Raw genomic sequence first — 17,141 nt, 5'->3', positions numbered from 1 at the left:
TGTAATATTTAACATAGCTAAAACTAAGCGTTCAGGAATACCAGGATACATTTTTAAAAGTAGTATATCCGTAACGAGATTAGAATGTACTTTAAATGTTTTTTTTCTAGGCTTAAAAAGTAATTCTTGATTTACTGTAAGGTGAACTCCAGAAGTTATTAATGGAGGATAGTTTGGCGAATCAAAGGCTTCAAAATGCTCGGCGCTTACTTTTGTAGTACGATTTGCCCGATACAGTTTATATTCAAAATAAAGACATACTTCTTGTACCACCGGCTTATTCCGTTTTTGCAAAGCTGCAATTTGTATCGCTGTAATTAAGTTTTCTTTTGCGTCTGTTCTTAAATCTCCAATAGGTAATTGAGACCCTGTGAAAATAACAGGTTTATTTAAGTTCTCTAGCATAAAACTAACCGCAGAAGCCGTATAACTCATCGTATCACTACCATGCAAAATGACAAATCCTTGATACCTATCATAATTTGAAGCTATCAATGAGCATAACTCATTCCAATAATCAGGATTCATGTTGGAGGAGTCAATAGGTACTTTAAATGATGATGTACTAATATCACAATCTAACAATCTAAGTTCAGGAATATTTTCTAGTAATTGATCAAAGTCAAAAGCCTTCAAAGCTCCCGTTTCATAATCTTTAATCATTCCTATAGTACCTCCTGTATATACTAAAAGTATACTAGGTTTTACACTCATAACTTAGATGTATTAATCACAGGATTTGCATACATTAATAAGAAACTATCCATCTCTAATTGATTTTCTTTATTGACACGTCTTTCTAGACGTCTCTCAAAATGACGTAATTCTTTCTCATCATAATGAGATGCATATTGTGTTGTATGATGATACAAATCGTACGCAATATAATTAGAAGGCCATAATTTATAATGACTATATATACTCTTATCAATCTCAGATGCCAGTCTTTTTAATTTGTCATTATCACTTTGCTCTTCCTTTTCTATTTGATCATACAATGAAGAATCAAGAGGAGCTGCTTCTATGTGAATGCGTTTTTTAAACCCTAATGCTCCTTTAAGAATACTATTAAAATCTTCATTGTTGGTTTTAATATACGGTACATTCTCTTGTTTAGCGACGAGTTCTGGTACTTTTAAAATATCCGTTGGGTCGTATTCATAAGAGATAGCAACAGGAACAATATGCAGTTCCTTGATATATTGCATTAAAGGCGTTTCTCCTCTAGCCATCGTGATCATCTTAAGTACGCCTTGCTGTGTAATATCATTCCCATCCTTTGTTCGACCTTCTCGTTGTGCCATCCATACAGACCTTCCTTGAGATAATAAAAGCTTCATATACTCTGACAAGACTTTTGAGCTTTTTAATAATTGTCTTGGCGACTGACTACGCAACACTAGAAAATTTCGATTAAGCTTAGACAAAGCCATTAAGAAATCTTTCTGAACCAAATTATCTCCTATCGCAGAAGCTGTTGTAATAAGTCCATTATCTATTAAGCCTACATTAAGCAATGAGGTATCTAATACAATGTCTCGATGGTTTGATATATAAAAATAAGGTGTATTAGGAGTTAAGGCTTCAAAACCGGCTGTTGTAAAGCCTTCAGAACTTTTGGCAAGTAAATGTTGAACCGATTTATAAATAACTTTCGTTTGAAAATCATGGATGGAATGACATTGCGACAATACATCCTGAATCTCACTTGCAGAAGCATCAGGGAATGTAAACTGCAACAACACTTTAAACATAGGATGTTTAGAGGCTTGTTGTAAAGCATCATGTACTTCACTGTCATGATAAGGTCGTATGTGATCAAATGTAGAAATAACGTCGCATTTTGATTAATAGCCACAAAAGAAACAAATTTATTTCAGTTTAGTCTATATATAATTAACTAAGTTTAGGTGGTTTTTACTTTACCAAAAACAGCTGTTGCATTATCAGAAGTAATTTTAGCAATTTCATCCAATGGTTTTTGGTAAATCGTAGCTAGTTTTTCTGCTACCAATGTCACATAACTACTTTCGTTACGCTTTCCTCTATAAGGCACTGGACTCAAATAAGGAGCATCGGTCTCTAAGACAATATGCTTCAAATCAATTTCAGAAAGAAACTGATCTATTTTTCCATTTTTAAAGGTCACCACCCCTCCTATTCCTAACTTCATATTATATCCAATCGCCTGCAAAGCCTGTTCTTTAGTGCCCGTAAAACAATGAAAAATTCCAAAAAGATCATTCCCTTTTTCACTCTCTAGCACTTCAAACACCTCATCAAAGGCATCTCGACAGTGAATCACAATAGGCAATTGATACTTTTTGGCAAGCTGTATTTGTCTCTTAAATGCATCTTTCTGTATGCCCAGCGTACTTTTATCCCAATATAAATCAATCCCTATCTCTCCTACTGCATAAAAAGGTCTGTTGGCAAATTGTGCTTCGACGTGAGCTAACTCTTCTTCATAATTCTCTTTTACATGCGTAGGATGTAATCCCATCATCAAGAATACTTGATCTGGATAAGTAGCTTCTAGATCATACATACGTTGCGTATATTCTGAGTCTATAGCAGGAATAAAAAAACGTGTAACACCAGCATCTATGGCTCTCTGTATCATTGCTTCTTGATCTTCATCAAAAGCTTCACTATATAAATGAGTATGGGTATCTGTAAATTGCATGGCTCAAAAATAGAAATAGCATACAACCTAACCTAACACTTACAGCTTTTTGAGAAGTTCTTGTGCTTTTTTATAATCTTCTGCTTCTTGGGGTAACTCTTCCAAAATTTGTTTGCATCGTTCTGTATCGCCTTGTTTTAAGAAGCTTAACGCATGATACCATTGTGCTTTGTATTTGAATACAGAATTTCCATTACGTAAATTCACAAAGATGTGTTCGGCTTTAGCATAATCTGCTATTTCTACAGAAGCAATCCCTTTATAAAATAACACTTGCGTATTGTCTGGGTCATTGGCTAGAATAGCATCAAAAGAGATGATTGCCTCGTTGTAGCGCTTGTTGTTGAACGCTTTTTCCGCTTTCGCGAAAGCGGACTCATCACCACCCCTTTCTATCAAATCTATAGTTCCTTCAAAAGAGTAATCACTATAGCTAGCGTTCTGCATTTGAGTCCAGAATATGGCGCCAAATAGGATCACGGCACAAGCCGCAACCAAGTAACGCAATGGTTTAAAACGAATCACTTTTACCTCTTTTTTAGGTACTACCGAAGTATCTAAATGTTGATCTGCCACTGTTTTCAAAGTATCCTTAAACGTTGCTCGTTCCTCTGATAAATGATGACTTAAATGCTGGTTGACATCTCTGAAAATGACAAAGGCATCTTTAAGCGCTGATTCTGTTTCCAACCTTGATTCAAAATTTTTTTTGGCTTCAGGCGAAAGCGCTCCTTGGAGGTAGTCGTCAAAAAGTAGTATGGTTTTCTCGTCCATGACTATAGATTTTTAAGGGTTTGGTACCGGGCAGATCCTTGTATCATTTTAGTAAGTTTACCCACACAAAGTGATTTTTTCTTTCGTGCATACGCATAAGAAACCTCTAGTTTTTTTGCCACCTCTTCCATTGATTTAATAGAAAAGCTCAGCTTTAAGAGTTTCTTACAGGCATCACCCATCTGCTCTAGCATTTGGTTAAATAAACTTGCTCTGTCTTCATACAAAGCGGTTTGATCTGCTTGATCTTGTACGTTTCTATCTATAGATGTTACCTCATCGTTTATTGTTACCCCTTCTGGCTTATTTTTTTTCAAGAGATTCAGCCACTTGCGTTTACAGATTAAGAAAAAATAGGCATCAAAGGGACAACTCAAAGTAAGCCCTTTTGTCTTTGCCTGATCGTATAGGGTAATAAGTGCTTCTTGAATAATATCTCTAGCGGCAGCCTCGTCACCGCTATTCTTTTGAATATACCCGATCACCTTAGGCGCAAAACGAGTGTATATCTCAGCAATTAGTTTTTGATCATGTATAAGCAATGCCTGTACATATTTCTGATCAGGATGCACTTTGGAATCTCCCATCTTTGCTGGATTTATAAGTAGACTACCTCGGGAAAAGCCCGAGAAGTATGTAAGACAAAAAGAATTTGACGTTAAGGCTAGCCTCAGCGTATTTAATGCTCGATTATCGAGTAAATATAAAAAAAAGTTCTAGAAGAGGGGTAACAATATGAAGTGGGTGATGATATAAGGGTGTAAAACAAAAAATAACATATCAAATTAATAGTATTATGAAAACAACAAACTTTATTTACGCAGATCAGAAAAAAAGTATGAATGTGTATTCCGTATCAAAATTAGTAACCTTATTCTTAGTATCAATCATCCTTTTGACGAGTTGCGAAACAACAGATGACGCTGATATACAAGTAAACGAAATCCCGAATAACACCGTAGAAATTTTTGGAGGATTAGAATATGACAACAGTATTGCCGAAGCACGTGAAAATGCCATTCAGAACTTTACCATAGATGCTACCACTGGAGGCTTCATTATAGGAGAAGATGGAACACAACTTTACTTTCCGCCTAACGGACTTACACATCTTGGAGGAGAAGCTGTATCTGGTGATGTAGACATTGCATTTATAGAAATTTACAGCAGAGCAGATATGCTTACACAAAACCTACCTACCAATGGAAAAAAAGATAATGGTGATGTAGTAACGATCATCTCTGGAGGTGAGTTTTTTGTAAATGCGACTCAAAATGGGAATCAGCTTGTAGCGCAAATTCCCTTTGAACTAACAGCACCAACTGACAGTTTTGATCCTGAAATGACCGTTTTTATACCAGAAAATTGTGATCGATTAGATTGTGATGTTGTATGGGAAGAAGATGAAGATGCTGCTATAGAAGGAGGTGAAATCCAAAATGCAGACGGAACTTGGACCTCTACTTATGTAGCCCCACTTACCAACTTTGGATGGACAAATTTAGACAGATGGTGGTCGTACGCTGGTCCTAAAACAATGGTATTTGCAGATGTACCTGAAGGGTTTAATGAAACCAACAGTGCTATATATGTATCCTATGACGGAGAACCTAACGCCCTTGCATTTTTTGACACGTATGATACAGACTTAGAAATGTTTACAGAGCATTACGGACAAATGCCTATCGGATTAGAAGTACATTTCATATTTGTCTCTGTACAAGATGGAGCGTATGTATATGCGATCCAAGCCGCAACCATTGGAGCAGATCATATTGAGATATTCACTACGACACAAACAACCACAGAAGCTGGATTAACAGCATTAATCAATGGATTACCGTAAGAATCTTACATAATGTCGGGAAGAACCTCAAAGCGATACTATCACTTTGAGGTTTAACCATTTAATAACATTCATAGTTTTTAACTACCTTTAAATGCATTCCCCCACTGCATATAACTAACTATCTATATTATGAAATATATTCAATTCCTATGCGGGATAGTTCTGGCAGGATGTCTTGCCATAAGTTGTTCTGAAGATCAAGATTGCGATGAGGGCACTATTGAAACTCCAAATGCAATAGCTCCTATAGACGGAGCAGATTATGCTGCTAGTCTTATAGATTGTCGATTACCTAAAGTGCAAACATTTACCATACAAGGATTTGAAGGAGGACTTCTTTTTGGAACTCAAGGAGGACTTCTTAATATTCCAGGTCAATCATTATTTAATACTGATGGTACGATCATAGATGGTGAGGTAGAAGTGAGTCTGTTAGAAATGTACACTCCAGGTGATATTGTTGCTTGCCAATTATCTACCAATACGCGTAATGCTAGTGGAGATATAGAACCCACGCTCAGTGAAGGGCTACTTTTCTTTGACATCCGTTTTAACGGACAGCCTGTCGTCATACAGGGGGAAATACAAATTTTTATTCCAGAAGAAAACAATACAGAAGAGCTTCTATTTTTTAACTCCCCTTCCTGTCCAGACCTAGACTGTATGGTCACTTGGGAAAACATAGGAGGCGCATTCCCATCAGAAATAGATGATCCCATAGGTAATATTACCACAGGATACAGTGGTATTACTTCTCAAACTGGGTGGTATAACATCGCTCAATTTAATCCAGACATCAATCAAAGAACTACAGTATACAATGTTCCTCCTAGTGGATTTGACAACACTAATAGTAATGTCTTCCTTAGTTATGACACAGATAAAATTGCAGTGAGTCTCTTTGAACAATATGATCCAGATTTAGGCGTCTTTAGCGAAGTGTATCAAGAGATTCCTATAGATACACAAGGGCAACTTATTTTTGTTTCTCGACAAGGTGGAATATATCGGCTAGACACCTCTCAAATACGTGTAACAGAAAACGTTATTGGAGCTACTACCAATACAAGTGAATTTACCGAAGATCAATTAGTAACTCTTATTAATACACTATAAGTGATGACTAAAAGAATTTTCATAACCGTTCTCTTCCTAAGTCTTGTTCACTATATCAGTTACTCACAAACAACTCCGCAAGATACATTGACAAGAAGCGCTCCTATATTTTATGATGTACTAGGCAACAAAGTCACGTATAGCGCAGAAATGCCACAACTCAATCAAATCGCAGGGGCGCCCAAAGCCTTTTACACCTATTACTGGGAACTAGGCGATGGCGATTATAGTTTTGAAAAAGAACCTAAGCACACCTATAAAAAGGAAGGAACTTATGAAGTGAAATTATGGAGCACCAATAATTATGACAACGGCAAACCCCCTGCAAGCCGACCGAAAAGGGTAGTGATTTCTGATGCTTCAGATGAAGAAGCGAGTGTGGATGATTCCGCTTTCGCGAAAGCGCTCCCAACATTTAAACCCGATGAAGACTTATTGATACACACCAATAGAGATCCACTTCCGAGTCAAGAAATGGTGCTTATCACAAGTTATAAAAATACCAAGGACTATGTTACTAACGGAAAACTCTACCTCTTTTACAACGACAAAAGTTTTAAAGATGAGAATTTCATTCTTACAGATACTAGACTGCATCACAATGAAAAAATAGAACAAAATGAAGATTTTGTGCATAATTTAGGCAAAGATTTCTCTCAAGAATATCTTGCCACTACGTACCCTTCGGAGCTACGAGAACGCACACTCATAGTACAAGACAGTACAAAAAAGACAAACCTTCCGCTCACGCTGGAAGAGTCTCAGGATCTATACCTCAACAGTCAAGTCATCACGTTTACCAATATGCAGCCTGGAGAAGAACGCAATATCTTCCGTACATTGGAAACCACACCTGAAATGATTAAGGACACTAGTGCGATTGTGACCCTCCGAAGTGTCTATGTTCCAGACGAAAATTATGAAAATCATACCGTAAAAGACACCGAGTTAGAGATCGTTACTTCCCATGATCCCAACAAAATGTCGTCCAATGGCACATTGATGAATTATCGTTTAGTCCGTTTTAAACGACTTAAATTTAAAGTCCGTTTTCAGAATGATGGCGAAGGACCCGCAAACACCATCAGACTAGAAGTAGACACGCCCGAAATGTTTGATAAAAATACCCTAGAAATAAAGGACATGTATCCGCAATGTCAGATTTGCCCCAAAGATCGGGAAGTTAATTACTCCTGTCTGGATACTATTTTAAAAAAAGACAAAATCATATTTACGTTTAAACGTATATATCTGCCTGGCACACAACAGAAAGATGTAACTGATCGGGACTCTACAAAAGGGTTTGTAAAATATTCTATGAAATTTGGAAAAGACTTTCATAAAAAAAGTACCAAAAGTCAAACAGCTATTTACTTTGATAAAAACGAACCTATTTACACCAATTATAGCAAAACTCGTTTTGTCCCTGGCATTTCTATAGGCGCCAGAGCTGGATATATTTTTAATCCAGATTTAGATAACTCACGCGAGGTATTTGCAGGCATCACCCTCTCTCCATTTAAATCCTATCGCGGGTATTTGCAAGCAGAACTTTTCTTCTCATCGATTTCTTTTGAAAATTTACGTAATTTTTCAACCAATGAAACCAATGCGATTGGGATAGAAAGTATTACTCGTTTTACAGAAGAAACAAAAGCACGTAATATCACTACGTACTTAGTTCCTATTTCGTATCGATATAACCTCAATAATTTTATTGCTGTAGGTGCTGGTCTCCAACTCAAATTGGATTTAAGTCGCGCTTGTGATCAGACGACTACCGGTGAATTTTCTTTACTTATTCCTGGAGAAGTCGAAATACGTGACGAAACCCAAGATACTTTGCTGGAGACAGATTGTAATAAAGGGGTTGGTAATTTTCAAGCAGGTGTTTTTGCAGGGATCAATTTTGGTGGCGTTCGTATAGGTCCAAGTGCGGGAATCAGATATGTCTCAAATTTTAATACCCCTAATTCTCAGATTCAAGTGTACGGGCTTTGGAAATTTTGATCTATGAAAATTCCTAAAATATTATCTATTCTTCTAGTTGTTTTTGGCTTGTTTACTAGTCATGCACAAGAAGAACTCTTTTACAAAGCCCTCGATAATTTTCTTAGCAGCCCATCGCCAGAAGAACTTTCTGTGCTGATTCAAAAAACAGATGCTTTACAAATTCAAGATGCCGATAGCCAACTAGCAAAAGTGGTTGTAGATTGCAACATCGCTTATTACCAGACTCGTTACGGTAATATCTCAGCGGCAATTCACAGATATGAGGCAGCTTTAGAACGCTATCGAAGTCGGCAATTAAGCGGGTATGATATGATCACGTCTGCAATGATTCCGCTTGGAAATTTGTACACCCAAACCAATGCGTATACAGAAGCTGAAAATACGATAAGAGCGTATATTACGCTTTCGCGAAAAGCGAACCAACCCAACCACCTCCTTTCTGGTTTGATTAATCTTTCAGTACCGCTTCAAAATCAGGGGAAGTATGAAAACGCCATCCGTGTGTTGGAAGAAGCCAAAAAAATAAGCCCTGAAAATATTGACATTCAAATCAATCTAGCCACAAATTACTTTAGCAAAGGAGATCATACACAAGCTGAAGCATTAGCAAAAGAAGTCGTTACTGCTGATCCTAAACAAATTAACGGATATAAATTACTTGCGCAAATTGCCATACAACAAGAAAATTATTCAGAAGGGGAACGGCTATTACAGAAAGCACTTCAAGTACAACTTTCTGTAGCAACTACAACGCAACGCTCATTGGCAAAAACAAGGCTTTTACTAGCGCAAACGTATTTATCAAATCAAAAGATCGTAGAAGCGCAGGAACAACTTAGTGAATTGTATCGGATCTGGTTTATAACCGATACAAATGACTCTTTATTCCCAAGCAAGTCACAACTTTTTGGGGAAAACACTTTGCTAGATGCACTTGATCTTCACGCAGAACTTCTGTCTTCACAAAACAAACAAAGAGATGCGCTTACAGCATACACCCTTGCCGCTCAAGTAGCTGATTTGTTAAACAATGACCAATTACATCAAGCTTCAAAACTCATTCTACAAGCTAATGACAAGCAACGTTCTGAAAAAAGACTTGATATTATATATGATCTTTATAAAAGCGAAAAAAATGAAGATTGGTTAGAAAAGGCGCTACGCATTAGTGAACGCTCAAAATCGACATTGGTGATGGAATCCATTAAGGATAAAGATTTGTTATCTAAGCACGCTAGAGATAGCTTAGTAATTGCATATCAATACCATGGCATACAACTTTCAACACTAGAGACTCAATTATGGAAACTCCGCAGCACAAAACCTATTGATGTTAATCAAATAGAAGAGTTGCAAACGATGTATAGTAAAACTATGCTCTCACAACGCAATTTACGTCTTCTCATAACGGATAAATACCCAACATTAAACATACAAGAACCGTCAGTATCATTACAAATTCTCAAACAAAAGGCAACAGAAAAAGAAGAAACACTGGTGAGTTATTTTTTTGGTAAACGCAGCATCTATCAGTTCATTATCGGCCCATCGAACTCTAGTTTTGAGAAAATTGCTCCCAATCAAAAAGTAAGAGACTCCATCTTCAATATCTGTGTACGTTATAATCAATATTTTGAAAAAGCCTCCAATATTAACAATTCACCTGATGCTTTTAAAAAGGATGCACAAGCGTTGTATACCGTTTTAAAACTACCTATTGCTAAGAAAATGATCATTATTCCTGATGGAATGCTTGCTTTTTTACCTTTCAGCACCTTACTAACAGCACCATCGGAAGGCTTTGTTTTTGATCAAATGCCTTTTTTACTTCAATCGGCAACTATTACGTATCAGCTTTCGGCCACGCAGTATTTCAAGCTACCAACAGTGTCAACAAAACCAACTTCTGTTCTTGGTGTTTTCCCTGTGTTTGGAGGTTCTGAATTGGCGCTAAAGTACTCCGTTGAAGAAGCCGATGCTATAGAAGAAACCTTTCCCACGAAACTATTAATGCGTGATGAAGCCCTCGCAGAAAATGTTTTCCATACCAATAGATTTGAAAATAGTCCTACAAATGACTATACCATTTTACATTTTTCTACCCATGCTCGCGGTGGAAGTTTTACGACCCCAGCAGAACTACAATTCATAGATCAAGCAATTACCGTTAATGATCTATATAGTCTCAACCTAAAACCAGATCTTGTTGTTTTGAGTGCTTGTGAAACAGGGGTAGGTAGCATCGCTACAGGCGAAGGCACTTTAAGCCTTGCCCGAGGATTTCAATATGCAGGTGCTCCAAACCTACTATTCTCCCTCTGGAAAGTGAATGATAAAGCAACAGCGCAGCTTATGGGTGATTTTTACAAGAATCTTAAGGATACGTCTTCAAAAACAATAAGCCTACAACAAGCACAACAAAATTATCTTAACGACAAAACCATTGCTAATGTAAAAAAATCACCCTATTACTGGGGTGCCTTTGTCTATTACGGCACAGCTGAAGAAGCAGTCACTTCACTTTCATGGATTTGGATGGTCGGAATCGTAATTTTTGGACTATTTTTGATGATTATTGTTTACAAAAAGTATGTCATCACTCCGTGAGTTTTTAATAGAAAAAGGATACACACGCGTTCGGTTATTCCCAACACTCACGCAACATTTAGAAATTACTGCAAAAATCAATGGTGTCAAAGGTTCTTTTATATTAGACACTGGAGCTTCTAACTCTTGCATTGATTTTACGTTTGCCGAGCATTTTAAAATCACGAGTGAAGAAAGTGAAGTCCTCGCAGCAGGCGCAGGCGCTACTGATATGCGTACCGAATTATCTAAAAAAAATACAATTAAAATAGGCACTTGGAAACGACAGAATATTAGTCTTGTCCTTTTTGATCTTTCACATGTAAATATAGCCTTAGAAAATCATAACACACCTCCTGTACATGGCATTTTAGGCGCAGATATTCTCAATCTTGGAAAAGGCATCATTGATTATCAATATAATTGCTTATATCTTAAAAATGAAAATATAGATGTCTTATAGATTGTAATAGTACCTAAAACGAACATCTTGATGTCGCATTACTTAAAATAGAAATTCCCTTATTAACGGGGTTTGGAATTATAGAAACTTGAAGATTAAGTGATTAACAAATTCTTTATCTGTATGCTGTTTCTATTGTAAGGAATTCTTTTTTTGCTTTCGCGAAAGCGTACAAAGTATTAATCTCGTATTTCGTTAAGTTCCAAATTTTTACTTGCTGCATATATAAACCCTCGCTCCCACCATTGTGCCATTTTTTCTTTATTAAAAACGAGTGAGTTTGTGGTAAGCACAATAGGTGTGTAATAGAGATTGATAATCGCATCTTTATTATTTGCTGCAAACTTACCTATCGTTATATTTTGTTTTTCAATACGATCAATCATAAAGGAATGTAGGTTGGTAAGGAGTGAAAATACATTTTTGGAGGGCAAGCTATTGTAATAGGTAACTTCTGTTTCTAGAATAATCACATCAATCTCAGTAGCACCGCGATCTACAGCTTCCTTAATAGGCACCATACTCCCAAAACCTCCATCGGCATACTCACAGCCGTCTTTTTTGACTAAACTCATAAAAGGGATATAGTTGCACGAAATCCAAATCCAATCACAAAAATCTTCATAGGTAACTTCTTTTATCGATTTATATTCAGTTTCGTGTAAAGAGAGATTGGATACGGTCACCACAATATCTTTAGGTCCTGCTTGAAGTTCTTCAAATTCTTCTCTAGTAAGAAATCTTCCTATGAGCTCCCGTAGATTATGGCTTTCGCCAAAGGTTTTAGATCCTCTTGAGAAATTACGCAATACGCTCCAGTGATTAATACCTATTTGTTCTTGTCCCCATTTATCTTTTTTGGTGTTGAAAGGACAATGACTGAAAATAGAAGATTGGTTTACAGAGGTATAGACTTCTTTTATTTTTTGAATCTTTCCTAATGCAAGATGTGATATGAGTAAACTTCCTGTGGAAGTGCCTATATATAGATCATACGTATGACCCAACTCTTCCATAAGATATTGTGCAACACCACCTCCAAAAGCACCTTTACTACCTCCACCAGAAATTACTAAAGCTCTCATCGTATCATTATTTAAAAATAGTAGACGCTCTAAGATAGGACTCCTTGCTTAGTTTACGAAATCTTCCTTTTTAATAATGTAGCTCAAAATATAACCTAGGCAGTTTTGTTGATTTTGTTGCAATTTGAGCAAGAAAAAGATTAATGGTTGAAAAAATTGCTAAAGTAGTTTGGACTCGTCAGGCTAGAGAATCTCTTGATACTATTTTAGATTACCGTTATAAAGATATGCCTGAGGCTAGAAAATAGTTAGAAAGGATATTATTTCAGCTTCAAAAGAAATTGTGTTTACGAAACAGTTTCAAGAAGATGAAATTTATCCTCAGTATTGAAGAATTGTTGTTCGAGATTATAAAGTCTTATATAAAGAAGATATGGAGTATGTATATATTATGAATGTTGTCTGTACTGTTGCTCAGTCTTACTATTTCAGAAGTTATATTTCTCCTTTAAATAGACACCTATTTCTGCTTCCATTGCTTTAAAGGATTTCTTCCTTACTTGCATCATCACAATCAAGAAAACAAGTCCTGTAATAAAAAACAAGGATATCCCAAGAACAAATGGAATAAATATTCGCAGGTCTAACATATTCAAATTACCAACGCATATCATATCATCCTTATGCTGTCCTACGACTACTTGGTCCATCTCATTTGTGATACGGAGGGTCTTTTTATTTAAAAACGCATTCTTTATTTTATAATGAGGAAATGCCGTTTGAAGTTCTTGTTTTAAAGATTCTACGTCTATAGATGTAGTGAGTGCTATTTTCATGATTTTTTGACTTTTCTGAAGTTAAACTCAATGGTGTATTAGAAAATCTAGTACACCTCTAAACTAGAATTATCAATCTAACAATCTGCTTTTTTTTAGTGAACACTATATTTTAATTAGTGAATTAGAGCAAAATGATCAAATCTTGTTACGATTAGACCAAGTATTTGTTTGCAGATACTCTTTTGAAATTTATCTCATTGTATTAAAAGAAAAAGAAATCGTCACCTCCAGATTCTCCTTTATTTCCTAGTGTATTAAATTTCCAGCTGAAACTTAATAGGAAGTATTGCTCTAAAACGGTGCTTTGTATATCTTGTATAAAATTGGCATTTGCGATACGACGAGCATTGGTATTTTGGTTAAGTACATCATATACTTTGAGAGTTACCGTAGCTTTATCTTTTAAGAAACTATAAGCTACAGTACTGTTCCAAAACCAAGCGCTTTGTTGAAAGCCTGGTGCTACATTAGGGTTATAACTGTATTGGATCTCATTACGCCACTCCACATGTTTTGGAACAAATAATGCAGTACTTAGATTTAAGTTATGTCTTAGGAAATCTTGATCTTCAAAAGAATCTATCCCAAATATTGTATTTGAAAAACTCAAATTATAACGCGGTCTAATCTCAAAGAGATCTTTCCAAGTAAAAGATGCATTTACACTAGGACCTATAGATGTTGTTCTACTAGCATATTGCACATTATTGTTAAAATTGATGTTGCGGTTTGCATTTACATTAATACCTGCTCCATATTTTATAGTACGTATAGAATCTATTTTTGAAGATTTATTATAGCCTCCGCCTCCATATATTTGATAATTACCATCTACATTTTCGTAGGTAGTAGAGCGTACCAGATTTTCATCTACAATTGTTTTTGTTACAATCGCATCGTTTGTTATATTTCCATTAAAATTGAGATAATATCCGCCTCCTTTTTGAAAGTCGTAATTATTAAATCCTCCATAAAAACTATGGCTATTTGATGGAGCTAAGTCGGGATTTCCTTGTATAATATTTAAGGGATCAGAAACATCTACAAAAGGATTTAACTGTGTTACTTGAGGAGGGCTATTGCTTAGGTTATATCCAAAATAGGAAGACATTTTGGGAGAGAAGGTATAATTTAAATAAGACGATAATTCTACCGCTTCAAAGTCTTGCGCGATATTAAATTCTGGTCGTAAGAAGTCTTCATTTTCCAATCTTCTAAAAACATATCCTGCGCCAAAACTAATATTAAATTTATCGGTATTATACCGTAGACTTACCTCTGGTGTTGTACGTATGTTACGACCTGCAAAATCGGTACTAAGTTCTAGATTAAAGCTATCAAATTGTTGTGTACTTTCATTAAAATCAAAGGTGCTTCGTTTTCGGGTTCTATTGTCATTACGATATCCAAATTCTAGGTCTAGAAATAACTTTTTTGCTATTAACGGCTGTCTATAGGTAACGCCAAGGTTATATCCATTTAATCCTGTTTCTCCGTCTGTAAACTGGTCTCTATTAAGAATGGATGGATTGTCTCCAAAAATCTCTGTTTGAGATTGTATAAAATCTTCAGACTCTTGTTTATTGATTTCGTTTTGTAGTCTAAATTTTAGGAATGCTCCTTTATCTCCAAAACGCTTTGTTAGGCTTACGCTATTTTCAAAATTACCGCCTGTATTTAGAGTGCGGTTGTTTGTACTAGACTCATTAATGCGTTCTCCTTGATCATCTAGAGACTCCTCGGTAGATGTAAAGCGATTCTCATTACGATTTATTCTAAAAGCAGGTTTTATATTTATTAAAAACGTAGAATCTACTTTTATATTAAACGTAACATTAGCACTATGATCATCTACATTTCCATCAGATCTAGTATTACTATTGGTAAAAAAGCGTCTGTCTGGAAGGATATTTTCTCGTTCTGTTCGCACCTCATCAAAAGAGTTTCCTCCAGAATAAAAATAATCGGCAGAGATGTCTATTTTCTCCCCAATAACATCAGCATAGTTTGCTCCTGCATTGCGGCTATTGACAATCCCTTGTCCGCCTCCAAAACTCCGACCATCTATTCCAAAAGATCCATTACCATTTACATATATAGAGTTTCCTCCTCCAAAAAACTTTCGGATTTCTCCAAAACTAAATCCAGCAGAGTTTAAATTATTTCCTCCGCCAAGAATACTCACACGCCTATCATTGTCAAACACATTAACGATCCCTGCAAATTCAAACCGCTCATCTGTCCCAAAACCTCCTGCAACACGTCCAAAAATTCCTTTGTTATTCTCTTCGGCAATAGTTAGATTAATTGTTTTGTTTTCCTGATCTCCTTCTTCACCTGCAAATGCTTCATCATCTGTTTTTGTGTCTGTCACTTGAATTTTTTCTACAATTTCTTTAGTAAGGTTACGTGTAGCAATTGTAGGATCATCTCCAAAAAAGGGTTTTCCATTAACAAGGATCTTATTTACTTCTTTGCCATTTACAGTAATCTTTCCGTCTTCATCTACCTCTACACCAGGAAGCTCTTTTAAGAGATCTTCAATGTTTGCATCTTTCTTTGTTTTAAATGATTTTACATTAAACTCTAAAGTATCTTTTTTAACAGTAATAGGCGCTCTGCTTTTTACCACGACTTCTTCTAGTGTCGCTACGCTAAAATCTATAAATATATCTCCTAAATCAACCTTAGAATTTGTTAGGTCAATCGTTTTTCTATAATCTTCATAGCCTACAAATGAGATATTGACAGAAACTTCTTTTTGATTGGTTTTTCCTTCTAATACAAATTCTCCTTTTGCATTCGTAATTGTATATGTAATCAGGGTCGTATCTTTTACAGTTTCCATAAAAACAGTAGCCGCTTCGAGAGGCTGTTTTGTGGTTTTATCTTTTAGGATTCCAGAAACTTCAAAGTCTTGAGCTTGTGAGTGGGTACTTAGAAAAAAAAATAATAGGATAGCGACAGCACGTACTAGTGTCATATAAGCTAATGGTTAATGGATTGATTGATGATGAACTAATTACTGAAACATTTGTCAGACTACATATAGCCTTAACATAGTTTAGCAAACAATTAACATAACTAAGAAATTTCTGTTTTATTGAGTGATTTGAATGTATTGATCGATAAGACCGTCAATAAATTGTTTTATTAACTTGAATATCACTTTGGAATATTTATGAGTTTACTATAGATAATTAGCTTACTACCTATTTTCACTTTTATTTCTTTCTAAAATAAATAGAGATGGGTACTCCTGAAAAATCATATTTTTCTCTCAATTTATTTTCTAGAAACCTACGATACGGTTCTTTAAGATATTGTGGCAAGTTACAAAACAACGCAAATTGTGGTTGTGGTGTAGGCAATTGCATACAGTATTTAATCTTAATATATTTTCCTTTATGTGCAGGAGGTGGATATGCTTCTATAAGTGGTAAGAAGAACTCATTAAGCTCACTCGTTTTTAAACGCCGTGTCTTGTTTTGATACACTTGCACGGCAGTCTCTATAGCTTTAAAAATACGTTGTTTGTTAAGCACAGAAATAAATACAATAGGCACATCTGTAAATGGCTCTATTTCTTGACGGATATGTTTTTCAAAGGCTTTCATGGTCTTGGTATCCTTCTCTACCAAATCCCACTTATTGACCAAGATCACCACTCCTTTTCGGTTACGCTCTGCCAACCAGAATATATTTTGGACTTGTCCGTCAAAACCACGTGTAGCATCTACGACTACTAAAATCACATCTGCATGCTCTATCGCACGCACACTACGCATGA

At 35.9% G+C, this 17,141-nt stretch carries 14 protein-coding genes; 5 read left to right on the top strand and 9 right to left on the bottom strand.

Annotated elements, in window-relative coordinates:
* The 5 genes from Q0505_RS11945 to Q0505_RS11925 form a co-directional block, all read right to left on the bottom strand.
* Window positions 1-714: asparaginase (locus tag Q0505_RS11945; protein WP_299213101.1), on the bottom strand; the 714-nt coding region annotated here is incomplete at its 3' end.
* Complete coding sequence (locus Q0505_RS11940; RefSeq protein ID WP_299213103.1) at window positions 711-1,832, bottom strand: 1-acyl-sn-glycerol-3-phosphate acyltransferase; 1,122 nt, start codon at window positions 1,830-1,832, stop codon at window positions 711-713. The genes Q0505_RS11940 and Q0505_RS11945, both read right to left, overlap by 4 nt.
* A gap of 74 nt (window positions 1,833-1,906) precedes the next feature.
* On the bottom strand, window positions 1,907-2,686 hold the full coding sequence (locus Q0505_RS11935) for a TatD family hydrolase (protein ID WP_299213099.1): 780 nt from the start codon (window positions 2,684-2,686) through the stop codon (window positions 1,907-1,909).
* 39 nt (window positions 2,687-2,725) lie between these two features.
* Window positions 2,726-3,460, bottom strand: coding sequence for a tetratricopeptide repeat protein (locus tag Q0505_RS11930; protein WP_299213097.1), 735 nt, complete (start codon window positions 3,458-3,460; stop codon window positions 2,726-2,728).
* Window positions 3,461-3,462: 2 nt separating this feature from the next.
* On the bottom strand, window positions 3,463-4,047 hold the full coding sequence (locus tag Q0505_RS11925; RefSeq protein ID WP_299213095.1) for a sigma-70 family RNA polymerase sigma factor: 585 nt from the start codon (window positions 4,045-4,047) through the stop codon (window positions 3,463-3,465).
* Between the two features lie 209 nt (window positions 4,048-4,256).
* Here Q0505_RS11925 and Q0505_RS11920 point away from each other — a divergent pair, with 209 nt between their 5' ends.
* The 5 genes from Q0505_RS11920 (at window position 4,257) to Q0505_RS11900 (ending at window position 11,487) form a co-directional block, all read left to right on the top strand.
* A complete protein-coding gene (locus tag Q0505_RS11920) occupies window positions 4,257-5,306 on the top strand; it encodes a hypothetical protein (RefSeq protein WP_299213093.1) in 1,050 nt (349 codons plus the stop codon).
* 132 nt (window positions 5,307-5,438) lie between these two features.
* On the top strand, window positions 5,439-6,425 hold the full coding sequence (locus Q0505_RS11915; protein ID WP_299213091.1) for a hypothetical protein: 987 nt from the start codon (window positions 5,439-5,441) through the stop codon (window positions 6,423-6,425).
* 3 nt (window positions 6,426-6,428) lie between these two features.
* Window positions 6,429-8,435 (top strand): PKD domain-containing protein, encoded by a 2,007-nt coding sequence (locus Q0505_RS11910; RefSeq protein ID WP_299213089.1) that lies wholly within the window; start codon window positions 6,429-6,431, stop codon window positions 8,433-8,435.
* A 3-nt stretch (window positions 8,436-8,438) separates the two neighbouring features.
* Window positions 8,439-11,045 (top strand): CHAT domain-containing protein, encoded by a 2,607-nt coding sequence (locus Q0505_RS11905; protein WP_299213087.1) that lies wholly within the window; start codon window positions 8,439-8,441, stop codon window positions 11,043-11,045.
* Window positions 11,029-11,487, top strand: coding sequence for a retropepsin-like aspartic protease (locus tag Q0505_RS11900; RefSeq protein ID WP_299213085.1), 459 nt, complete (start codon window positions 11,029-11,031; stop codon window positions 11,485-11,487). The genes Q0505_RS11905 and Q0505_RS11900 overlap by 17 nt, the downstream gene beginning before the upstream one ends.
* Window positions 11,488-11,666: 179 nt before the next feature.
* Here the strand turns inward: Q0505_RS11900 and Q0505_RS11895 are convergent, their stop codons facing one another.
* From Q0505_RS11895 to Q0505_RS11880, 4 genes are all read right to left on the bottom strand, one after another.
* Window positions 11,667-12,572 (bottom strand): patatin-like phospholipase family protein, encoded by a 906-nt coding sequence (locus tag Q0505_RS11895; protein WP_299213083.1) that lies wholly within the window; start codon window positions 12,570-12,572, stop codon window positions 11,667-11,669.
* Window positions 12,573-13,000: 428 nt separating this feature from the next.
* Window positions 13,001-13,348, bottom strand: coding sequence for a hypothetical protein (locus Q0505_RS11890; RefSeq protein ID WP_299213081.1), 348 nt, complete (start codon window positions 13,346-13,348; stop codon window positions 13,001-13,003).
* 205 nt (window positions 13,349-13,553) lie between these two features.
* The gene (locus Q0505_RS11885) at window positions 13,554-16,334 is read right to left on the bottom strand and encodes an outer membrane beta-barrel protein (protein WP_299213079.1); all 2,781 of its coding nucleotides are present in this window, start codon (window positions 16,332-16,334) and stop codon (window positions 13,554-13,556) included.
* 241 nt (window positions 16,335-16,575) lie between these two features.
* Window positions 16,576-17,141: GTP-binding protein (locus tag Q0505_RS11880; RefSeq protein ID WP_299213077.1), on the bottom strand; the 566-nt coding region annotated here is incomplete at its 5' end.

Origin of the sequence: uncultured Dokdonia sp. (assembly GCF_937910895.1) — a bacterium.
In the GTDB taxonomy this organism is placed as follows: Bacteria; Bacteroidota; Bacteroidia; order Flavobacteriales; family Flavobacteriaceae; genus Dokdonia.
Note: the sequence above shows the minus strand (reverse complement) of the source record. Positions and strands in the feature narration are given on the sequence as shown.